The 22703-nt window shown below is 27.2% G+C and carries 20 protein-coding genes; 13 read left to right on the top strand and 7 right to left on the bottom strand.

What is annotated here, in order from left to right:
- Positions 1-5 precede the first annotated feature (5 nt).
- Complete coding sequence (locus CRV01_RS04125) at positions 6-2444, bottom strand: heavy metal translocating P-type ATPase (protein ID WP_129006976.1); 2439 nt, start codon at positions 2442-2444, stop codon at positions 6-8.
- A 96-nt stretch (positions 2445-2540) separates the two neighbouring features.
- Between CRV01_RS04125 and CRV01_RS04120 the strand changes: the two genes are divergently transcribed.
- Complete coding sequence (locus tag CRV01_RS04120) at positions 2541-4163, top strand: EAL domain-containing protein (RefSeq protein WP_129006975.1); 1623 nt, start codon at positions 2541-2543, stop codon at positions 4161-4163.
- 3 nt (positions 4164-4166) lie between these two features.
- On the opposite strand, the gene gmk is transcribed toward CRV01_RS04120, so the two are convergent.
- From gmk to CRV01_RS04090, 6 genes are all read right to left on the bottom strand, one after another.
- Positions 4167-4784, bottom strand: a complete 618-nt coding sequence (gene gmk, locus CRV01_RS04115; protein WP_129006974.1) for a guanylate kinase — start codon at positions 4782-4784, stop codon at positions 4167-4169.
- Between the two features lies 1 nt (position 4785).
- A complete protein-coding gene (locus CRV01_RS04110) occupies positions 4786-5574 on the bottom strand; it encodes a hypothetical protein (RefSeq protein WP_129006973.1) in 789 nt (262 codons plus the stop codon).
- Positions 5575-5576: 2 nt separating this feature from the next.
- Positions 5577-6266, bottom strand: coding sequence for an ABC transporter ATP-binding protein (locus CRV01_RS04105; RefSeq protein WP_129006972.1), 690 nt, complete (start codon positions 6264-6266; stop codon positions 5577-5579).
- 35 nt (positions 6267-6301) lie between these two features.
- Positions 6302-7345 carry a translation elongation factor Ts gene (gene tsf, locus CRV01_RS04100; RefSeq protein ID WP_129006971.1) on the bottom strand — a complete coding sequence of 348 codons (1044 nt, stop codon included), beginning with the start codon at positions 7343-7345 and terminating at the stop codon, positions 6302-6304.
- Positions 7346-7347: 2 nt separating this feature from the next.
- Positions 7348-8148 carry a 30S ribosomal protein S2 gene (gene rpsB / locus CRV01_RS04095; RefSeq protein WP_129006970.1) on the bottom strand — a complete coding sequence of 267 codons (801 nt, stop codon included), beginning with the start codon at positions 8146-8148 and terminating at the stop codon, positions 7348-7350.
- Between the two features lie 223 nt (positions 8149-8371).
- The gene (locus tag CRV01_RS04090) at positions 8372-10417 is read right to left on the bottom strand and encodes a TonB-dependent siderophore receptor (protein WP_129006969.1); all 2046 of its coding nucleotides are present in this window, start codon (positions 10415-10417) and stop codon (positions 8372-8374) included.
- A 137-nt stretch (positions 10418-10554) separates the two neighbouring features.
- On the opposite strand from CRV01_RS04090, the gene CRV01_RS04085 reads away from it, so the two are divergent.
- The 12 genes from CRV01_RS04085 to CRV01_RS04030 all read left to right on the top strand — a co-directional run bounded on the left by CRV01_RS04085 (position 10555) and on the right by CRV01_RS04030 (position 22701).
- Positions 10555-11289 carry a response regulator gene (locus tag CRV01_RS04085; protein ID WP_129006968.1) on the top strand — a complete coding sequence of 245 codons (735 nt, stop codon included), beginning with the start codon at positions 10555-10557 and terminating at the stop codon, positions 11287-11289.
- Entirely contained in the window at positions 11290-13128 is a 1839-nt protein-coding gene (locus CRV01_RS04080) for a sensor histidine kinase (RefSeq protein ID WP_129006967.1), read from the top strand.
- A 44-nt stretch (positions 13129-13172) separates the two neighbouring features.
- Positions 13173-14126: a MoxR family ATPase gene (locus CRV01_RS04075; RefSeq protein ID WP_258238309.1), complete on the top strand. Its 954-nt coding sequence runs from the start codon at positions 13173-13175 to the stop codon at positions 14124-14126.
- Positions 14127-14960, top strand: coding sequence for a DUF58 domain-containing protein (locus tag CRV01_RS04070; RefSeq protein WP_129006966.1), 834 nt, complete (start codon positions 14127-14129; stop codon positions 14958-14960). It abuts the gene before it with no gap.
- Entirely contained in the window at positions 14960-15346 is a 387-nt protein-coding gene (locus tag CRV01_RS04065) for a hypothetical protein (protein WP_258238308.1), read from the top strand. The genes CRV01_RS04070 and CRV01_RS04065 overlap by 1 nt, the downstream gene beginning before the upstream one ends.
- A complete protein-coding gene (locus CRV01_RS04060) occupies positions 15339-16253 on the top strand; it encodes a VWA domain-containing protein (RefSeq protein ID WP_129006964.1) in 915 nt (304 codons plus the stop codon). The genes CRV01_RS04065 and CRV01_RS04060 overlap by 8 nt, the downstream gene beginning before the upstream one ends.
- Positions 16254-16262: 9 nt before the next feature.
- The gene (locus tag CRV01_RS04055) at positions 16263-17132 is read left to right on the top strand and encodes a hypothetical protein (RefSeq protein WP_129006963.1); all 870 of its coding nucleotides are present in this window, start codon (positions 16263-16265) and stop codon (positions 17130-17132) included.
- Positions 17132-18103, top strand: coding sequence for an AraC family transcriptional regulator (locus tag CRV01_RS04050; RefSeq protein ID WP_129006962.1), 972 nt, complete (start codon positions 17132-17134; stop codon positions 18101-18103). Before CRV01_RS04055 ends, CRV01_RS04050 begins: the two co-directional genes overlap by 1 nt.
- A gap of 103 nt (positions 18104-18206) precedes the next feature.
- Entirely contained in the window at positions 18207-20276 is a 2070-nt protein-coding gene (locus tag CRV01_RS04045) for a TonB-dependent siderophore receptor (protein ID WP_129006961.1), read from the top strand.
- A gap of 44 nt (positions 20277-20320) precedes the next feature.
- A complete protein-coding gene (locus CRV01_RS04040) occupies positions 20321-20623 on the top strand; it encodes a hypothetical protein (protein ID WP_129006960.1) in 303 nt (100 codons plus the stop codon).
- Positions 20624-20632: 9 nt separating this feature from the next.
- Positions 20633-22207, top strand: a complete 1575-nt coding sequence (locus CRV01_RS04035) for a PepSY-associated TM helix domain-containing protein (RefSeq protein ID WP_129006959.1) — start codon at positions 20633-20635, stop codon at positions 22205-22207.
- Complete coding sequence (locus CRV01_RS04030; RefSeq protein WP_129006958.1) at positions 22204-22701, top strand: hypothetical protein; 498 nt, start codon at positions 22204-22206, stop codon at positions 22699-22701. Before CRV01_RS04035 ends, CRV01_RS04030 begins: the two co-directional genes overlap by 4 nt.
- Positions 22702-22703: the final 2 nt, after the last annotated feature.

Genomic DNA, 22703 nt, shown 5'->3' with positions numbered 1-22703 from the left:
TCCTATTAATATTTTTGTTTTATTCTCATAGAGTTTGCAACTACTAGAAGTGAACTTAAACTCATAGATAAAGCTGCCACTAAAGGTATTACAAAACCTGCCATTGCTAAAGGAATAGTTATAGCATTATACACCAAAGAAAGTGTTAAATTTTGTTTTATAAACTTATATGTTCTTCTAGATATTTTAAAAGCTTTTAATAAACTTTCTAAAGAGTTATTTAATAAAACAACATCTGATACAGAAATAGTCACATCAGAAGAATTACCCATTGCAATAGCCACATCTGATTTTGCTAAAGCAATAGAATCATTTATACCATCTCCAGCCATGATAACTGTTTTTCCTGCTTCTTTTAATTGTTTTATATATTCTGCTTTTTGTATTGGATTAATTCCAGCTACAAAAGTTTTAATACCTACTTTTGATGCCACTTTTGAGGCTACTTTTTCATTATCCCCTGTGAGCATAATAATATCTAAGCCATTTGAATAAGCATCATTAATAAGCTCTTTTGCACCCTCTTTTATCTCATCTACTAATTCAAAAGTTGCAATAACTTTTCTATTTATTGCGAACAGATATACAGTATTGTTTGAATCAAATTTATAATTAATTCCACTGTCTTTTAGAAGTTCAATGTTTCCACCCATAAGATGAAACAGTTTTCCATCTACATTTTTATATTTTGCTTTTATTCCCTTTGCTTCAACTTGTTTTACATCAAAAATCTCTTTTGTTTCTAAAGATAACTCTTTTTCAAGATGTTTCTTAACAGAGATAGAAACAGGATGAGTTGAAGCTTCTAATACAGAATATAAAAGATTTAGTTTGTGAATATTGTCATCTAAAAGTCTCATTTTTTTTACTTTTAATTCACCCTTTGTAATAGTTCCAGTTTTATCCATAACTAAAGTATCTGCTTTTGCCATTGATTCTATATATTTTGCTTCTTTAAAAAGTAAACCTTTTTTAGCAAGTTCAGAGATACCAACTAAACTAGCAATTGGAGTAGCAAGGGCTAAGGCACAAGGACAAGCAATAACAATAACAGAAATAGCGACAATAAAAGATTTTTCAAAATGATTTGTTCCATCATAATTAAAACCTAAATCTATTCCTAAAAAATACCAAACTAAGAAAGTAAGTACAGATAAAGAAAGAATTGTAATTGTAAAACCTTTTGATACTTCATTAGCCTTATGTTCAATTTTTGGTTTTGAACTAAGAGAATCTTCCAATAAAGTTACAATAGAGTTTAAAGTAGAATCTTTATATGTTTTACTAGCTTCATATCTAATAACACTGTCACTATTTATTGTTCCACTAAATACTTTTTCACCTTGTCTTTTATAAATAGGTAAAGACTCTCCTGTTAAACTAGATTCATCAAAGTTTCCTTCTCCACTAATAATAAAACCATCAATACAAACTTTTTCACCTGATCTTAATTCAATAATATCCCCTACTTTGATACTATTTAAAGGAATTGATTTTTTAATTCCATTTTCTACAATTGTAGCTTCTAAAGGAAGTGTTCCTTTAATTTTGTCTAAAGTATCAACAGCACTTTTTTTACCAATGACTTCTAGATATTTTCCAACTAATACAAAGGTAATAATCATAGCAACAGAGTCAAAATAGCTTTCGCCTTTTGCTCCAAAAAGAATAAACAGTGAATAAATATAAGTTAATGTAGCACCAGAACTTACTAAGAAGTCCATATTTAAAATGCGGTTTTTTAATCCATAATAAGCACCACGAAAGAAAATCCAGCCAGAATAAAACAATACAGGAGTAGCTAGAATAAATTCACCTAAATGAACATAACTTCTTACTTCTTCATCCATTCCTGTAAAAAAGCCTGTATATTTTGCAACAGAAAGCATCATAATATTCATACTTGCAAACACTGCAACCATCATACGAATAAAGTAATCTCTCTTTGACTTTATAGCTTGTTCATCTGCAACACTTGCATCATATGCATATGCGTTATAGCCTATACTTCTTATTTTTTTGATTATATCTGATAGTTTAACAGTTGACTCATCCCAAATTATTTTAGCTTTGTTATTTGTAAAGTTAATATCTGCACCAATAATCCCATCTGTATCATAAAGAACTTTTTCATTTAACCAAACACATGCAGCACAATGAATTCCTTCAATAATCAAATCGATTTGTTTAAAGCCGTCTTCAGTTGTATGAATAAACATCTCTTCAAAACTTTTTGTATCAAATCTGTTAATATCATCATCAACTTCAATAGGAGGATTTATAGTTTTATTTCCAAGTTTGTCATAAAAAGAGTCTAATCCATCATCTTTTAAAAGATGATAAACACCTTGACAACCTTTACAACAAAAATTTAAATCTTTTTCTTTTATCATTACACTGTCATCAAACTCTAAATGGCAGTGGTTACACTTTGTTTTAGACACTAAAATTCCTAAAATAATATTATTTATTGGTTACATATAATATTCATCTAATATATAGTATTATATTATATCGTAATATATATGGAGTAAGTCTTAATGATAGAAAATGTCTCAATCTTAAAAAATATCACAATTCTTTATGCTGAAGATGAAGCAGCACTTAGAGAAATAACACTCAATATCTTAAAAGGCTTTACTAAAAAACAACTTGTTGCAGAAAACGGAGCGCAAGGGTTAGAACTCTTTAAAGAACATGAATCAGAAATAGATATTATTATCACTGATGTTAATATGCCTATTATGAATGGCCTTGAAATGATTAGAGAAATCAAAAAAATAAATCCAAATATTCCAATTATTGTAGCAACAGCTTTTTCAAACACTGAATATTTACTTGAAGCAATTGATATAGGAGTTGACAAATATGTTTTAAAACCTATTGATATGAAAAAACTCTTACAGCTTATGAGTCAATCTCTACTTTATCATGAACTAAAAGATTTATATGTTGATAACTTAACTCATCTTCCAAATAGAAATAGACTAAAAAAAGATCTTGAAACATCAGAACAAGGTCTTATGGCAATGGTAAATATTGATAAGTTTTCAACTATCAATGATTTATTTGGAGAAACAAACGGAGATAAAATTCTTATTGAGTTTGCTGACTCATTAAAGCAATTTTTCAAAAAAGAAGACTTTAGAATATATAGAATTGAAGCAGATAAGTTTTTAATTGTTTCAAATGATTTTAATAGAGATATTCAAGAATTATATAAACTTTGTAAAGAGTTTGAAACCTATATTGAAGAAGACCCTGTTTATATTGATGAACATGAGATTGATTTAAATATCACAATTGGTATTGCAAAAAGTGAAAATTCAAATGCTTATAAATATGCGCAAAGAGTTGTTTCTTATGCTAGAAGAAAGTTTGAACCAATATTAATTTATGATGATTCATTTAATATTCAAGAATCTTTTGAAGAAAATATAAAATGGATTAAAAAAATTAAAAATGGTGTTAAAAATGACAACTTTAAAGGGTATTTTCAACCAATTGTAAATACTCAAACAAAAGAAGTTTACAAATATGAAGCATTAGTAAGATACATAGAAGAAGATGGAACAGTTGTATCTCCATTTAAATTTTTAGATATTGCAAAAAAAGCTAAACTTTATCCAAATATCATCAAAATCATGATTAATGAAGCCTTTAATTTAATTATAAAAAAAGGTAAAAGAGTTGCTGTTAATATTTCATTTGAAGATATTGCTAGTGAAAATACTATGTCTTATATTTACTCTACTATTGAAGAGAATAAAGAGTATGCAAATCTTTTAGAATTTGAGATTTTAGAGTCTGAAGAAATTTCAGATTTCTCTGAAGTATTTAAATTTATTGAGAGAGTAAAATCTTATGGATGTAATGTGGGAGTAGATGACTTTGGAGCAGGATATTCAAACTTTAATATGCTAGTTAATCTAAAAATTTCTTATGTAAAGATAGATGGAAGTTTAATTAAAAATATTGATTCATCTGAAAATCAAAAAATCATTGTAAAAACAATTACAGAATTTGCCAAGAGATTTGGTTTTGCAACAGTTGCAGAGTTTGTTTCTAGTGAAGAGATTTATAAACAAATAAAAGAGATTGGTGTAGATTATTGCCAAGGGTACTACTTTGATGCACCACTTAGCTTTGATGAGATTAATTAAGACTTAGTAACCTAACCAGTTCTTAATTAATTCTTCTTTTTCAAAAAGTTTTGATTTAATTCTTGCTATTTTAGCAATAGAAATTAATTCAGAGCTTGCTTTTTCTAAATTATCATTTTCAATAAAATAATCATACTTTTGAAATGATTTTATTTCATGTTTTGCATTCTCTATTCTTCTTGCAATAACAGTGCTAGAATCTGTATTTCTATTTTTAAGTCTTGCTTCTAACTCATCTAAAGAAGGTGTTGTAATAAATACTGAAGTTACTACGTTATCAAGCTTTTTTCTTACTATTTCATGTCCTTGGACATCAATATCAAAGATAACAAGTTTACCCTCAACTAAAGCTTTTTTAATAGGTTTTAATGATGTACCATAATAATTTCCATGAACTTCTGCCCACTCTAAAAATTGACCATTTTTAATATCTTCTTCAAACTCTTCTTTTTTTACAAAGAAATAATCAACTCCATTTTTTTCACCCTCTCTTGGGTCTCTTGTAGTTGTTGAAATTGAAAAATAGTAATCATCTATTTGTTCATATACTTTTTTTAAAAGAGTTGATTTTCCACATCCACTAGGTCCTGAAAGTATTAAAATAGCACCTTTTTTATCCATATTAATTATCTACCTTTAAACTTAATCTAACATCTATATCTTCGCCATTTGATAATCTATCAATTACGTTTTGATTGAACTTTTGTAAAAATGGTTTTAACTCTTCTATTGAGTAGTTATTCAATAATACTTTTATTGGAGTATTTGAATCTTTTCCATCATTTTCACCTAAATCAAACTCATATTCATTTACTTCACTTAAAGCATCATCAATGATTTCATTGATATCTTTCCAGTCATTTTCTGTAACTAAAACTTCTCGTTCTATCTCTTCATCATGCAAAATTTCAGTAATTTTAGTTAATTCACTATTATCTAATATTCCACCATCTCTTAAAGAAGCAATACTTACAATTGATTCATCATTTTCTTCTTCTATATTATAAGCTACATCATCGGCTAAAGATTCAACATAATTTGAAACTATTTCCTCTTCATTTGCAGCATTCCTAATATCTTCTTTTGTAGTATCATCTTCTTTTATGTATTCTACTTGCTCTTTAAGTAGCTCTTCTAATACTGTTGGTAAGAATGGTCTAGTTATTATAAAGTCTCTTGATTTTTCAAAAGGAAGTTCTTCACTTGTAATAGCAGCTAATTTTTTAGTATTTCTCTTTAAACTATTGAAATCATCATTAATATACTCTTCATCAACAATAATTAAATCTACAATTTCTTCTTTTTCAAAGGATAAGTTTTGTTTAACATTTATTGTTAAATTTAACTTCTTACATACTAATCTAAATATCTTTTCAATTATAGGAGTTTTTGTAATTAGTACCAAATTCATTTTTATTTCAACTCCTTTAATTGAAGATTTTCTAGTTTATATACTTTATCACACTGCTTAGCTAAATCATTTTCATGTGTTACTAAAACTAAGGCAGCATTATTTTCTTTAATATACTCAAAAAGCGTGTCCATAACTATTTGAGCTGTATCTTTATCTAAGTTACCAGTTGGTTCATCTGCAAATATAATTTTAGGTTTTTTAGTTAAAACCCTTGCAATTGAGAGTCTTTGTTGTTGTCCCCCACTTAACTCTCCTACACTTTGTTTTAATACAAACTCAATATTTAGCTTTTTTAAAAGCTCTTGGTCTACATCATTTCCACTTAGTAGTGTAGCTATTTTTAAATTATCACTTGCAGAAAAACCACGAAACAAATAATGCGCTTGAAATATTATACCAAAATCTTCTCTTCTTATATTTAAAAGTTCTTTTTTCTTTAAATCATATAGATTTTTATTATTGTAAATAATTTCACCTGATTTAGGGGTTAATAAAGAGGATAAAATATTAAGTAAAGTTGATTTTCCACTTCCACTCATACCAATAATAGAGATTGATTCTTTTGGCTGTATTGAGAAAGTTATATTTTCAAAAAGTTTATAATCAAATTCGTGGGAAATATTTTTTGCGTCAAGCAAGTTAGGTTTTTGTTCAGCAATGGGTGAATTGTTTTCTACTTTTTCACCCATTACTTCATCTTTATTATCATTTAGTGAGATACTAATTAGTTACCCATTTGAGCAGCTACTTCAGCAGCGAAATCTTCTTCTTTCTTTTCGATACCTTCACCAAGCTCGAATCTTACATACTCAACGATTTCAATTGATGCGTCAACAGCTTTAATAGCTTCTTCAACAGTCATTGAATCATCCATAACATAAGTTTGAGATAATAATGCATGTGTTTTATCTAATTGAGAGTTATCTTCAATCCATCTGTTAATTTTACCAGCAACAATGTTGTCAATAATTTTTTCAGGTTTACCTTGAGCGATTAACTCTTCTTTCATTTCATTTCTTGCAGCTTCAACTGCATCTTCAGTTAATTGTTGTTTAGAAACAAACTGAGGAATGTTTTTAAGAGGTTTACCAAGTCTAACTAACTCTTCATTCTCTTTTTCAATATCAGCAATAATTGCTTTATTTTCAGATTCGATGAATGCTGGGTCTAAATCTGTATAAGAAATTACTGTTGGCTTCATAGAAGCTGCGTGCATTGCAACTTTTTTAAGTAATTCAGCAGTTTTTTCTTTTGCAGCATCATCACATTTTGCAGCTAAAATAACACCAACTTTACCCATGTGAACATAACCATTAACAACTGGTCCTTCAACATTGATAACTTTTCTTGCAACTAAGTTTTCACCGATAACTGCAATTTTTTCATTTAAGAATGTAGTAAACTCTTGACCATCAATTGAAGATCCTGCTAAAGCTTCTGCATCATTTAAGTTATTTACTTGTGCGTGAGTTGTAATTTGCTTAGTTAACGCAATAAACTGATCATTTTTAGCAACGAAGTCAGTTTGTGAGTTAAGTTCAGTCATTGTAGCTTTAGTATTATCTTCATTAACTAAGATAGATACTAAACCTTCAGCAGCAACATTACCTGATTTTTTAGCAGCTTTTGCAAGACCTTGTTCTCTTAACCAAGTTTGTGCTTCTTCAATGTTTCCATCACACTCATTTAATGCTTTTTTACAATCAAGCATACCTGCACCAGATTTTTCTCTTAATTCTTTAATTAGTTTTGGAGTTGCTCCTGCCATAATTATGCTTCCTTAGTTTCTTCAGTTTCAACTGCTTCAGTTTCACCCTCAGCAACAGCTTCTGCAACAACCTCTGCAGCTTCTTCAGAAGATACAGGTGCTTCTTCTTCACCAGCTTCGTCAGCTAATGCAGCTTTACCTTCATTAATTGCTTCTGCCATTTCGTTGCAGAATAATTGAATTGATCTAATTGCATCATCGTTTCCTGGAATTGGGAAATCAACTAAATCAGGGTCACAGTTAGTATCTAATGGAGCTACAACTTTAATTCCAAGTCTTCTAGCTTCTTTAATAGCAATTTTTTCTTTTACTGCATCAAGTACAAACATTAAATCAGGAAGTTTGTTCATTTCTTTGATACCACCAAGGTATAATTCTAACTTCTCTTCTTTTCTTGTAAGCATTAATGCTTCTTTTTTAGTTAGAAGGTCTAATTGTCCTTCTTCTCTCATCTTTTTAATAACTTCTAATTTTCTAATAGATTTTTTAATTGTTCCGTAGTTTGTTAACATACCACCTAACCATCTGTGGTTAACATATGGCATACCACAATTTTCTGCAGCTCTTTTAACAGCTTCACTAGCTTGTTTTTTAGTACCAACGAAAATCATTGTTTGACCTTCTGCTGCTGCATCTCTAACTACATTGTATGTATATCTGAAATATCTTAACGTTTTTTGTAAGTCAATAATATAAATATTCTTTCTAACACCGAAAATGAATTTTTTCATTTTTGGATTCCATCTTCTTGTTTGGTGTCCGAAGTGTACACCACACTCTAATAGGTCTTTCATAGTAACCATGTTTTGTTCCTTGTTTTAATTTTTTTAGGGTTTAGCCTCTGTGCCCCTTAATGGCAAGTACAATTAACTTGTCACAACCCATACCAGGATTGACACATGTGAGGTTTCTATTTTAAAAATAGAGTCGTGATTTTATCTAAGGTTAGATTAATTTAAGTTTAATTAGCTTTTTGTTTATTTATTTTTCTATGAAAAAATAAAAGCAAGTAAAAACTTGCCTTTACTAAAATTTATAAGAAAGTTTAACTTTAAAGTTTCTTCCTACTTCATAAGAACCACTATCAGGTTCTCCCCAATATGCTCCAAAAGCTGTATGTCTAGTATATTTTTTATCAAAGATATTATCAATTCCTAAACTTAACTTTGCACCTTTTAAAGTTTTCAGAGAATATGTTGTTGCTATGTTATGTACTCCATATCCTGATCTTTTTTCTTTTTTTGTTTGAAAAGAGTTTTTTATTTTATTTCCAGGAACAAACTCTGCATTATAGTTTAAATATAGTTGTTCATTTACTTCATAATCTGCATCAACTTTAAAAGTATGGATATTGCTTGTGAAGTGATCATACTTTTCACCTGTTGCTAGGTCTTCTGCTTCACCATCAGTATAAGTATGACTTAAACTTAAAGATAAATCATCTTTTGTATATCTAAATACAGACTCGATACCCCAGATTTTTATGTCATTTTGATTTGTTAATTTTAAGTTTTTAGTTGGATGCATATAATTATCAACATTATACTTATATGCTGTAAAGCCAAAACTTGAGTTATCTGCTCCTAAAATATTTGATAAGTCATAATCAAATCCAAGTTCAAAGTTATTACCAGTTTGTGCTTGGGCATGATGAGTATTTTTTGAAACACCATATACAAGAAGCATAGTTTCTCCCAAAGAAGGACCTTTAAAAATTCTTCCATAACCAGTTCTTAATTTTAAATTATCTGTTACTTGATATTCACCTTTAAATTTAGGAGATACTTGAGAGTTTCTCCCTGAATAAACACCACTTAATTTATGAACATCATATCTGGCACCAAAAGTTAAAAGAAATTTATCTAATTGTATTTCATCCTCTAAATATAAGGCATACTCTTTTGTTTCTCCTCCTGAAACTGATAGGTCAACTGTTTGTCCAGCTTTTGGTCCTGTAACATATCTTGCTAAACCATCTGCAATTGCTTCTTGTTCATCATTATCATAACTTGCACCATATGTAATTTTATGATTAGATAAAAATGTAGTATTTCTTAAATCAATTCCTTTTGATCTATTTTCAAAATTCATTGTTGGTTCATCTGTTATTTGATTTACACCTTTTTCCCATAACCAATATGCACCATCGATATTATTATCACCTTCTATTTCTAAAGATTGAGTTGTTTTATAAACTTTTGCTTCAAGATTTACTAAATCACTTTTAGGATTATAATTATAATTTAAAGAGTATGAATCCCTTGAAATTTCATTATGTGGATCAACAGTAGGTGAATTACTACCCACTTTCTCCCCTGCTAATTGTCTATCTCCACCATCTTCATATTTATTATAAGATAGTTTAAAAATATTTTCATTATTTGGTTTAAAAATTAATTTTACTAAACCACTTTTTAAAGTGCTCTCTTTTGATTCAATATCTTCCACCCCTGGAATTTCAAGTTTATTATCATCGGAAATATTACCTATTCCAACAAATTCTAATTTATCATTAACCTTAGAAAAAACTGCTACATCAAAACCTTTTCTTCCATAAGCACTTTGATATGAAGCTCCAACTTGTCCACCAAAAGTTTCATCCTCTTGTAAATAATCACTTGGGTCTTTAGTTTCATAAACAAAAGACCCATTTATAACCCCTGGTCCACTTAAAGCAGAGTTTGGTCCAAGTTCTATTGAACCTATTTTTAACATTTGCGCATCAATAGTTTGATCCCCTGAATGATGAAAAAGTTGTCCTGAGATTCTTGCACCATCAATTGTAATATTTGAAGATTTATCCTCTAAACCTCTTACATAAACTTTTTGAGAATATCTAGCATTTCCATCTACTACAACACTTGGCATAGATTTTAAAATATCTTTAATATCACTTGCTTGAAGATTTTCTAGCTTTTTAGAAGTAATACTTTTTACATGTGAATCAATTGTTGTTTCAATAATTGAAACTTCTCCTAAGCTATTTGTATCTTTTTCATTTGCAACTGCATTTGTTAAAGCCAAGCATGTTGCCAATGATAACGAAGAAAAATATCTAGTATAATTTTTCATTTACTTCCTTTTAATCTTAATATTGAGAATCATACTCATATATAATCACAAAATAATCACATTATTGAATTTTTTGAGATAAATTAAAGATTTATTAAATTGATAATTAGTATCATTCTTATATTAATGGAGTAGCGATGGGAAATTTACCTAATATAAAATTAAATATAAATGAAATTGATATAATGATTGTAGAAGATGAAATCGTTTTAGCAATGGCTATAGAACAAAGTCTTTTAAATATGGGATTTAATGTTACAGGAATAGAAAAAGATCCAAATAAAGCTATAACTCATGTTCAAAATAGATTTCCTGACTTAGTTTTAATGGATATAAATCTAAAATCAAAACAAACAGGAATTGATGTTGCAAATATGATTTGGAAAAGATTTAAAATTCCAATTATTTTTTTAACATCTTATTCAAATGATAAGACTATTAAAGAAGCCCTTTGTTGTGAGCCATATGGATATTTAATAAAACCTTGTAAAGATGCAGAATTAAAAGCAGCTATTAATATGGCAATACACAAACATAAATATTTTTTTACAAATAGAAAATATCTTCAAAAAGAAGAGAAAAATTTTCTATTTTTAGAGGATGATTTAAAATATGATTATGCAAATAGTGAACTTTATAAAAACAATGAAAAAATAAAATTAACAAAAAATGAAAAAAAACTTTTTTACATACTTAGTCAAAGCCCTGGTGAAATCATAAGTTTTCAAATTATCTCTTCATATATTTGGAGAGAGGACATTTATGATTTAGGAAAACTAAGAACTTTGATTTATAGACTAAAAATAAAACTTGGAACAAATCTTTTTGAAAATATGTATGAACATGGATATAAACTTAAGGTTAAAAGTTAGATGACAAAAGTTTTAACTTTTAAACATTTATCTTTTAATGCAAAAATTTCAGCTTCTCTTTTTTTACTTGCATTGATTCTAATTTCCATACTCTTGGCTCTTATTATTCCAAAAATGCAAAAAGAAGCTTATGAAAAAACTATTAATGAAATAGAAAAAGTTTTATCAATAACCCAAGAACAAATTAAACTTGCAGGAGAAGCAATTGTTATTCAAAGTGAACTTGAAACAGAACTTATAAAAAAAGATATTGAAAATGAAATTGAAAAATTAAAAAATAAGATTATAAACTCAAACTTAGATTTTAATGAAATAAAAATGACTCTTAAAAAAAATAAAAAGCTGAATAATTACTATTTTTCAATAAAATATAAAAAAGATGTTTTTACAAACCAAAATTCATTTATCTACAAAGAACATAAAATCAAAAGCTTTGATACTTGGCAAAAATATAATACAAAATATTTAGATAGAACATATAGTAGTCATATAAAATATTATTCATATTCAAGCAAAATCAAAAATTATATTTTTAGTGTTTTTTGTACAGAAGAAGACTTAAATCCAAATCATGAAGATTTTGAAAAGAAAATCAAAAAATATGTGCAGAAAACTTTTGATACAACTGCAAACTTACACAAAGGTAAAACATATTTATTTTGGCTTAATTCAAAATATTTAGAAGATGATTCTGAGCCACTATTTCAAAAAAAGAAAAGTAAAAAAGAAAAAAAATACACAATAAGCAATATTTCTAATGTTTCAAATATTTTCACAGGAAATTTAACTGCAAAACAAATAATGCAAGCTAGTAAAAAAAACTTTGTAGAACACAAACATAAAAATAAAGCTGCTATTTCATGGGTAAGAGATTTATATGGAGATAAATATAAAAACTACACTCTTTTATTAATCAAAACTGTATATAAAGAAGATTTATTAAAAAATGTTGATTCCACATTAAAGAAAATTCTTCCTGCTACTTTTATCGCACTAATATTAGCTTTATTATTAGCTTTTTTTCTTTTTAAAAGATTATTTAAAACAATAAACACTCTGACATATACAGCAAAAGAAGTAAATAAAGGTAATAAAAAGATTCGCTCTTTAGTAAGTGGTAATGATGATATTGGGAACCTTGGTCGTGCCTTTGATAGTATGCTAAACTCATTTGAAGAAAATATAAAAATTTTAGATACAAAAGTAGAAGAAAAAACTAAAGAACTTCAGAACTCTTTACTTGAAAAAGAGATATTATTAAAAGAGATTCATCATAGAGTAAAAAATAATCTTGCATTAACAATAAGCTTAATAAAACTTCAAGAAAATAAAATAAAAGATAAAAATACTCAAACAATTTTAAATGATATCCAAGAAAGAATTTATACAATGGAACTACTTCATAGAAAACTTTACGAATCTTCAAATTTAAACTCTATTTGCTTTAAAGAGTATGTAGAAAACTTACTTGAGGATATATCTTATACCTATGATATTGAAAAAAAAGTAGAATATAAAATAGATATTGAAAAGATAGTTTTAAATATAGAAATAGCTATGCCTTGTGCTTTGATTTTAAATGAACTTATTACAAACTCTTTTAAATATGCTTTTAAAGATAATCCTAAACCTAAATTAGAAATTTCCATGAAAAAAACAGAAAAAGGCACTCTTCTTTTAATACATAAAGATAATGGTAAAGGATTAAGCAAACAAATAGATTTAGAAACTTCTGAAACATTAGGTTTAAAACTTATAAACTCTATCTCAAAATTTCAATTAGATGGACAAATAACATATTCATATGAAAAAGGAGCTGTTTTTAAGATTGAGTTTTAAATTCATCTGTTAAAATTGCACTATCAAATTGAAGGAAAATATAATTGAGTTTACAAAATAAAGTATTAAGTGTAAAAGAAGAACTTTCAAAAGTTATTGTAGGTCAAAGTGAAATGATTGATGCCTTATTAATAGGTCTTTTTACAAATGGTCATATTCTTTTAGAAGGTGTTCCAGGTCTTGCTAAAACAACTACTGTTAAAACTTTAGCAGATATTATTAGCTTAAACTTTAAAAGAGTTCAATTTACTCCTGACTTACTTCCAAGTGATATCATTGGTGCACAAATTTATGATATGAAAACAAGTGAATTTAAAATAAAAAAAGGTCCTGTTTTTACAAACCTTTTACTTGCTGATGAGATAAATAGAGCTCCTGCAAAAGTTCAATCAGCATTACTTGAGGTGATGCAAGAAAGACAAGTAACAATTGCAGAAGATAGTTTTAAAATTGATTCTCCTTTTTTAGTTCTTGCAACTCAAAACCCAATTGAGCAAGAAGGTGCTTATACACTTCCAGAAGCTCAACTAGATAGATTTATGTTTAAAATTGTAGTTGGGTATAACACAAAGCAAGAAGAGTTTGAAATAGCGAAAAAAGTAACTTCAGGTGAAAATATTGAACTAAATAAGATATTAGATAAAGAAACTCTTGAAGAGATTAAAAAAGAGGTTTCAAATATTCATATTGATGAGGAATTAGAAAAATATATAGTAGATATTGTTTGTGCAACAAGAGAACCTAAAGAGTATGATTTAGAAGATATAGCTGATTATATTCAATTTGGAGCAAGTCCAAGGGCAACTATTGATATGTTTAAAGCAGTAAAAGCAATGGCATTTATTAGAGGAAATGATTTTGTAAGCCCTGTTGATATTGCTCTTGTAGTAAAAAATATTTTAAGACACAGAATTATTTTATCCTATGAGGCAGAAGCAATGCAAATCTCAACAGATGAGTTAATTCAAAAAATAATGGAAAAAATACAAATCCCATAAATGAATCACTCTTTAAAAAAAATATTAATCAAAACAAGAAGACAAATCTTTTCAGAAAATATAGGAAATAACTCAAGCTTACTAAAAGGTGAAGGTTATGACTTTTTAGAATTAAAAGAGTATGAATATGGAGAAGATATCAAAAATATAGACTGGGTAATTAGTGCCAAGTTTAAAAAGCCTTATGTAAAAGTATTTCATGCTCAAAGGGAATTAAATATTTCAATAGTTCCTATTTTATCTGGTTCTGTTCATTTTGGAACAAAAAAGTTTAAACAAGAACTTATTACTGAAATATCTACAATATTAGCTTACTCTTGTATTAAGCAAAGTGACCCTTTTACTTCTTATATTGCAAATGAAAAAGTGAACCTTTGTACTAAAAAATCAAAAAGACATTTTGCTGTAAATAAAATGGCTGAAGAGATTTTTAACTACAATAGTATGGGAAAACATCAAAACTTTAAAAATATAATAGATGAACTTTTATTAAAAATTAAAAAAAAATCAACCATTTTTTTAATAGGAGACTTTTTTGATATTAAAAATTTAGATTTAAAAGTTCTTAGTAGAAAACATGAAGTTGTTGTAATAATAGTAAGGGATAAATTTGAAGAATCTCCTGAAGTCTTAGGAAATGTAAATCTTATAGATCCAACAACAAACTATAATTTTAATGGTAATATTAATAATTCACTCATAGAAAAATATAAACAAGAAGTAAAACAAAATGATCACTTATTTTTTGAGCATCTTCAAAAATGTGCTATAAAGTCTATCAAAATATACACTCATGAAGAACCTTTAGCAAAACTATTAAGGCTAATGCAATGATGGAAAATATTAAAATTCATGATATTAAATCTTTAGTTGATATACCTGATTTTTCTATTTATATTTATATTTTACTTATAAGTGTTGCTGTTTTTCTAGTGTTTTTACTGCTTTTTTTAATATACAAGATAATCAGAAATAGAAAAAAAGATTTTAGAAAAGATTACTATAAGATTTTAGAAGAAATAGATTTTGAAGATTCTAAAAAAACTGCATATACAATAACAAAATATTCAAGACTATTAGCAGTTTCTCAAAGAGAAAAAAAATTAGCAGAAGAGTTAATTGATGAACTTGAAAAATATAAATATAAAAAAGATGTAAAACAAATAGATGAAGATATTAAAATACTATTTTCTAGATTTATGGACAGTGTAGATGTTTGATTATTTACTTTCAATAAAATTTGAATATCCATATCTTTTATTATTGATTTTACTTTTTGTTTTTTGCTCACTTTTTTGTAAAGCAAAAACTCCAACATATATTGTTCCACACTTAAATATTTTTGTTAAAAATCAAATAAGTACAAATATTTTTCAGGCTGTATTAAAATATTTATCTATTGTTGGATTAGTAGTTGCACTTGCATCACCCTATACAGAACTAAAAACCCAACTTATTAAAAATGATGGTATTGATATAGTTCTAAGTTTAGATACAAGTGGTTCTATGAAAGAGCTTGGTTTTAATCCATTAAATCCAATGGAGAGTAGATTTACTGTTGTAAAAGATATTGTAAAAGAGTTTATTCCTAAAAGAGTAAATGACAATATTTCAATTGTAGTTTTTGGAACATCTGTTATGATGGCAACTCCTCTTAGTTTTGATAAAAATGCCCAATTAGAAATAATTGATTATTTAGATGTAGGTGTAGTAGGAGATAAAACTGCACTTATAGATTCTCTTGTTTCCTCAACAAATATTTTGAAATCCTCTAAAGCAAAATCAAAAGTAATAATTTTATTAAGTGATGGAGCAGACAACTCTAGTACTATTCCTTTAGAAGTTGCATTAAAACTTTTAAATAAATATGCAATTAAGGTTTATACTATTAGTATTGCAAATTCAAATAAAATTATTTTAAATCAAATAGCTACACAAACAAATGGAAAATCATTTAATGCAAACTCAAAAGAAAAATTAAATGAAATCTATGAAGAAATTAATAAGCTTGAAAAAAGTAAAATAGAAAATAATAAGATAATATTAAAAAACTATTTATTTTTCTATCCATTATTTTTAGCTATCATATCTTTAATTATGCTAATTTATATGAAAAATAGAGAGTAAAGGGACTTTTTGGAAAAAAACAATACAGAAAAATTAAAAGAAGTATTAAGTCAAACTATATCACAAGAGGGTATTGAAAAGAAACTAAAAGAGAACTCTAATGAAAAACCTAATGAAACTAATAAAACAAAACCAAAAAGTAGTTCTAGTTCTAAAAAAGCCAAAAGTATAAACCCTGAACTTTCAATTCCAAAAGTTACACCGCAGGCAAAGCCAAAAATAAAAAACACAAATGACATGAGGTTTATAAACTATCTTATTTATTCTTTATGTCTAATCATAATTATTACCCTATCAACAATAATTTATTTACTACTTGAAAAAGACAAACAAGTAGTCCCACCTGTAGAACCAAAGATAAAAAAAGAAGTGATTATAAAAAAAGTTATAGAACCTAAAGAAGTTGAAGTAATAAAAGAGAAAGTTGTAACAAAAGTTGAGACTAAAATTGTTGACTTAGATAATAAAAACTTTAGAAAGTTCTACTATACACAAAAAGCAAAAGTTGTTAAGTGTTATGATTTTAAAGCTAATAGCTCTTTATTAACACCTACTTGTCAACAAAAAATCACTGATTTTGTAAAAAATACAAAAAATTTAACAAGGCTTGAAATTATTGCAGTAGTTGCAAATGCAGATAATGTTGTATTTAATAAAATAAAAGATGATATTAATAAGCAACCTAAAGCTGTTCAAAATAGAGTTAAAGAGTATTTAATTAGAGGTTTCTCAAGGCAAAGAGTAATTGAGACTGCTTCGTTTATTAGAGAAAATTTAAATGATTATGCAGTAGTAACTCCTACAAATTATTATGTAAAATCTTCAAAAGACAATAAAGGTATTATAATAAAAGGTTTTTATACTACTGAAGGTAAATAATGAAGTCTTTTAAAAAAGTCAACTATCTTGACTTAATGGAAGATATTAAAAAGGTTAAAAAACCTTTTTCAAGAGAAAACTTTACTTCCAATCTTAAACCTGAATTTGGAATTGGAACTTTTGCTTGGTATGACTCAGGAAGTGGTATAGCTACCTCAACAACAAATTTAAAATTCACAAAAGATACTATAGCTACTTTAAAATCCAATGTTGCTGGTGCTATTTTAATTTTTAATTTAGAAAATGAAACAACACACTTTTATAAAGATGGAAAAAGTTATACAGTAAAAAAAGATGAATATTATCTAGGTTTTTCATCTGATGATTTTACTGTTGACATAGAATATAAAAAAGACAAACACTATTGTACTTTAAATATAGGAATAAAAGAAGCTCTGTTTTTAGAACTAACCCATGACTTGGTAAACTTAAATGAAAAGATGAAAGAAGCCAATAAAAAGGGTTACTCAATTTTAACTGGAGGAAAAATAGACCCAGAACAAAATGAGATACTTAAGTTTTTTAAAGATAAAGATTTAAATGAGTTTCTATTAACAGATTTACATCTTGAATCAAAAACAATAAATCTTATAGAATATACTATAAAGAAAATTGTTTCAAATATAAATGCAACATATAATATAGATAAAACTATTATAAACTCACTTGAAAAAGCAAAAGAACTTATAAATAATTACTATTATGAAAGCCTTACTATAAAAGAGATTGCTTATAAATCTGCTATTAACGAGTGTTATTTAAAAAAAGACTTTAAACAATATTTTGGAATGACTGTTTATGAAATGCTTCAAAAAAGAAGACTAGCTGTAGCAAAAAAATTATTGCAAGAAGAACATAGTGTAAAAGAAGTTTGTTCAAGAGTTGGATATAAACATGTAGGAAATTTTAGTAAAAATTTTCAAGAACATTTCAATATCACTCCTAGTAAATATAAAAAACAATTCAATTAATTTTCCCCTTTATAGATAAATTTTTCCCTTTTTTGACTTTAATATATTGATAATCATAATCATTAATAGTAATATTCGGCTACTTATTACAAGGAGCAAATTAATGGGATTTTATTTTTCAAAAAAAAATCTATCAATCTACCTTTCTAGCTTACTACTTGCTAGTACGTCATTATTCGCGGACACAAAAAAAGAAGAAATAAAAAAATTAGACACAGTTACTGTTGTTGGTTCAGAAGCTTCAAACTATGTAAGCTTTGATAAACCTTCTATAAATAGAACAAATATTGATCTAGAAGATAGTGCTAAATCAATCCAAGTTTTTAATGAAGATTTTCTTGAAGATTATCAACCTCAAAGTTTAGAAGATATTATTAAAATGTCTTCGAATACAACTTATGAAGGCAATAGTCATGGAAGAAGTATTCAAATTGGAATGAGAGGATTTTCTAATGTTCCAATTTTAATTGATAGTATGAAAATTACAAATAGTACTATAAATCAAGAAATTTATAATTTACAATCACTTGAAGTATTAAAAGGTCCAAGCTCTTTACAATATGGACAATCAAGCCCTGGAGGAATTGTTAATCTTGTAAAAAAGAAGCCACAAAAACAAGACCATGCAGAAGTTCAATTTAAAGTTGACGAACATACAGCTTATACTACTAATGCAGATTTTGGTGGAGGTATAAATAGTGATGCTTCACTTAGATATAGAGTTGTTACAAGTATTAAACATGGAGAAGATTATACTAACTCAAATACAGATATAAATAGATTTTTTATTGCACCAACTCTTGCATATGATTTAAATGATAACCATACCTTTTCTATTATGGCTGAATATTTAAGAGAAAAAACACCCTCTTCTTTTGGTACTTTTATAAATAGCAAAGGAGACCTTATAGCACCAGTTGAAAATCTTAGTTCACATCCCGATGAGGAATTTAAAAAGACTCAAAAAATAGTAGGCTTTGATTTAAATAGCAATTTTGATACATGGAATTCAAATTTTAAGTATAGATATATTGATTATGTTGGAACAAATGGTGATGTTCACATGCCACAATCATATGATGAAACTACTAATAGAGTAAAAAGAGTTTATGCTTATCAAAAACAAGAGTTTTCAGAACATGCTTTACAATATACTCTAAACAAAGAGCTAAATATATTTAATGTAAAGAACAATATTTCTTTAGGTGCTGATTATAACAAAGCATATAGCCAAACATTTATGCATTATGATCCTGCAAATCCATATTTTATTGATTTAAGCCATCCTGATTATGAAGATTTAACTTCTTTATCTGATCATCCAGGAGCTAGAGATATGACAGGAGATAAAACATATACCAAGTCTTGGGGTATTTTTTTACAAGATAGTATTCATTTAACTGAAAATCTAATTTTTAATGCCGGATTAAGATATAGTGAATCAAAACCAAAAGATGGACAGAAAAGTGATGCCACTACTCCTTCATTAGGTTTAGTATATAAACTTACTGATAATACCTCAATTTATACCAACTACTCAGAATCTTTTACCCCAAGTACAAACATGGATGAAAAAGACAATATTCTTGACCCAGAAGAAGGAAAAGGATATGAATTAGGTATTAAACAAAAATTCTTAGATGACAAGTTGAATCTAACTGCTGCAATCTTTAAAATTGAAAAAGAGAATGTTCCTTTAGTTCAAGGACTTGCTCCAAATACTTATTATAAAGCTAGTGGTAAACAACAATCACAAGGTATTGAATTTGATTTAGCAGGTCAAATAACACCTAATTTAGCAATTGTAGCTTCATATGGATATACAAAAACAAAAGATTTAGACAATGACAATAATAGACTAAAAAATATTCCAACACATACTGCAAATATTTTTACAACTTATCATTTAAGTTCGTTTAATTTACCAAATACATATATTGGTGGGGGAGCTAGATTTTTAGGAAGTAGATATACAACGAATTCAAATGATTTAAAACTTGATTCTGAAATTATTTATAATGCAACAGTAGGATATAAAAAAGGTAACTGGAAAGCAAGTTTAACTGCACAAAATCTAACTGATGAAGAGTATGTTGAAGGAGCTATTAGTTCTCCAAGAGTATATGCAGGTACTCCACGAACTATTATGGCAACAATTAGCTACAAATTTTAATTATTTTTCCAAAGAGTTTTCTCTTTGGGAAATAAAGGTAAACAATGTTTAAAAAAATATACAACTATTTAATAATCCCTGAAAAAGATGGTAAAAGAATAGGTCTTTTTAGAATATTTTGTTCTATATTTGGAGGATTTATTGTTGCTTACTTAGGAATGACTACCTTTGCACTAGTAGCTCCAATGGAAGTAAAAGAAGCAGCAATTATATCTATTATGATTAATACTTTTACCTGGGCATTAGCTACAACATGGATTGCCCTTTCAATTTCAAGGTTTCAAGCTTTATATAGATTTATTGTACCTACAACTATTTTCTCAATAACACTAATTATTTTATATTAAGGTATCAAAATGGAAGAATCAAAATCAAAACTATTTAAACAAAGACTATTTAGAATACATATTGCAGCAGGGATGACTTTTTCTATTATAATGTATATCGCAATTTTTTTCGGTGTATTTGCTATTTTATTACCCTATATTAAAACATGGGAAAAGCCATCACGACATATTGAAAAAGTTGATATCACAAAAATTGATTATAATGAGATGATAAACAAAGCTTTAGCAACACCTAATTACCCTAAAAACAATTTATTAATTAAGCTACCAGGAAATATGGGTGACCCAGCTGTTATAATCTCTCATAGATTTGCAAAGCCACTTGTTTTTAATCCTTTAACTAAAGAAATGATAAAGAATGAAACTAAAGAACAAAGTAATTTAGCTGATTTTTTAAATGAACTTCATTATGGACAACCTTTAAAACTAATAGGAAGATTATCTTTTGGTTTTGTTGCTGTTGGAACGATGGTATTAATTATAACTGGACTTATTCTTATAACAATAATGAAATTCAAAAATCAAGGTAAAACCCAACAAGCAGTCTTTTCAAAAATTCATGTACAAGTTTTTACTTGGGCTTTTCTTCCTTTTTTCTTAATTACTCTTAGTGGTGCTGTTATGAATGTTGGTTTAATTAGTTCAGGTCCAATGTCAAAGATTTTATCTAAAGGAGAAGCAAACGCTATAGATGCAGTTGTAGGCACTGTTTTATTTCCTCAAGCAAAACCTATAAAGAAAGCAAATATAGATGAAAAAATGCTTCCAATAAATCAATTACTAAAAAAAGCAAAGGAGATTAACCCTCAATTAGATTTAAAAGAAGTTAAACTAATTAATTGGAAGGATAAAACAGCACAAGTAGAAATTGTTGGATATAACCCTTATAAGCCATTTTTAAATGGTGGAATATTTAATAAACCAAGTTTAACATTTAGTGCAGTTACTGCTGAACTAATAAAAGAAAAAAAAGTACTTGACAATGTCTGGCCAGTATTTTTATCTGAAGGAATTTTCTTTTTACACTTTTTATTTGGTATTGATATCTTTTCAAGAATAGCTGTAGCAATTATTATGTCCTTATGTGCTATTGCAATTGGTTTTGGAACAATGCTTTATTTAGAAAAAAAGGCAAAAAAATATGACGGTAAAATTACATTTTATCATTGGCTTGGGAAATTTTCTTTAGCTTCAATGATAGGAGTAATTCCTGCAACTGCTACTTTATTTGTACTTCAATGGACAATGCCTTTTGATTTGCAAGATAGAGTTTTATGGCAAAAAGGAATTTTCTATAATATCTGGTTATTTACTCTTTTTTGGTCTTTTTATAGAATCAACTCATATAAAGCAGCAAAAGAGTTTTTATACGTAGGAGGTATTTTATTTATCTTATCTAGCATTGTGCATTTTATAAATTCAGGTTTTCATCCTACTACATTAATTTTTAATAATATGGACAATATTTTAGGGGTAGATATAGGATTGATTTTATTTGGAGCTTTATTAATATATATTGCAAAAAAGCTTCCTTTAGAAAGACAAGAAGCAAAACAATTTTGGAAAATGAAAGGAAAAAAATGAATAAAATAGTAAAATTAATACTTATTTTTCTCGTTCCTGCTACTTTATATTCCCACTCATTGCTATTAAATGTATTTGATAATAATGATGGAACAATTACAGTTGAAGGAATGTTTAATACAGGAGAAAGTGCAGCTGGAGCTTTTGTAAAACTGCAAGCTCTAAACTCAGGAGAAATACTTTTTGAAAAAAGACTACCTGACTCAAATGAGTTAACTATAAAAATTCCTAAAATAAAATATCAAGTTTTACTTGATGGAGGACCAGGGCATACTGTTATAAAAGAAGGAATTCCTCCTAAAGAAGGATTTATTAAAGAAGAAAAAAAAGTAAAGAAAAACAATAATTCAAAAAGAATGAATGCAACAATTTCATCAAGTAAAGCAGTTACAATATCAATTGCAATTGCATTTATCCTTCTTTTTGCAACTATTTTTATTAGTATAAGAAATACAAATAAATTAATAAAAGAACTTCAAACTAAAAGTAGATAATT

This window comes from Arcobacter sp. CECT 8983, from assembly GCF_004118855.1.
Lineage (GTDB): Bacteria > Campylobacterota > Campylobacteria > Campylobacterales > Arcobacteraceae > Halarcobacter.
This window is presented reverse-complemented; position numbering and strand designations above follow the sequence as displayed.

Coding starts and splice junctions, on each gene's coding strand:
- rpsB (WP_129006970.1), bottom strand. CDS start 8,148: ATGGTTACTATGAAAGACCTATTAGAGTGTGGTGTACACTTCGGACAC.
- gmk (WP_129006974.1), bottom strand. CDS start 4,784: ATGGATAAAAAAGGTGCTATTTTAATACTTTCAGGACCTAGTGGATGT.
- CRV01_RS04120 (WP_129006975.1), top strand. CDS start 2,541: ATGATAGAAAATGTCTCAATCTTAAAAAATATCACAATTCTTTATGCT.
- CRV01_RS04045 (WP_129006961.1), top strand. CDS start 18,207: ATGGGATTTTATTTTTCAAAAAAAAATCTATCAATCTACCTTTCTAGC.
- CRV01_RS04035 (WP_129006959.1), top strand. CDS start 20,633: ATGGAAGAATCAAAATCAAAACTATTTAAACAAAGACTATTTAGAATA.
- CRV01_RS04110 (WP_129006973.1), bottom strand. CDS start 5,574: ATGAATTTGGTACTAATTACAAAAACTCCTATAATTGAAAAGATATTT.
- CRV01_RS04080 (WP_129006967.1), top strand. CDS start 11,290: ATGACAAAAGTTTTAACTTTTAAACATTTATCTTTTAATGCAAAAATT.
- CRV01_RS04070 (WP_129006966.1), top strand. CDS start 14,127: ATGAATCACTCTTTAAAAAAAATATTAATCAAAACAAGAAGACAAATC.
- CRV01_RS04060 (WP_129006964.1), top strand. CDS start 15,339: ATGTTTGATTATTTACTTTCAATAAAATTTGAATATCCATATCTTTTA.
- tsf (WP_129006971.1), bottom strand. CDS start 7,345: ATGGCAGGAGCAACTCCAAAACTAATTAAAGAATTAAGAGAAAAATCT.
- CRV01_RS04050 (WP_129006962.1), top strand. CDS start 17,132: ATGAAGTCTTTTAAAAAAGTCAACTATCTTGACTTAATGGAAGATATT.
- CRV01_RS04065 (WP_258238308.1), top strand. CDS start 14,960: ATGGAAAATATTAAAATTCATGATATTAAATCTTTAGTTGATATACCT.
- CRV01_RS04105 (WP_129006972.1), bottom strand. CDS start 6,266: ATGGGTGAAAAAGTAGAAAACAATTCACCCATTGCTGAACAAAAACCT.
- CRV01_RS04040 (WP_129006960.1), top strand. CDS start 20,321: ATGTTTAAAAAAATATACAACTATTTAATAATCCCTGAAAAAGATGGT.
- CRV01_RS04085 (WP_129006968.1), top strand. CDS start 10,555: ATGGGAAATTTACCTAATATAAAATTAAATATAAATGAAATTGATATA.
- CRV01_RS04090 (WP_129006969.1), bottom strand. CDS start 10,417: ATGAAAAATTATACTAGATATTTTTCTTCGTTATCATTGGCAACATGC.
- CRV01_RS04030 (WP_129006958.1), top strand. CDS start 22,204: ATGAATAAAATAGTAAAATTAATACTTATTTTTCTCGTTCCTGCTACT.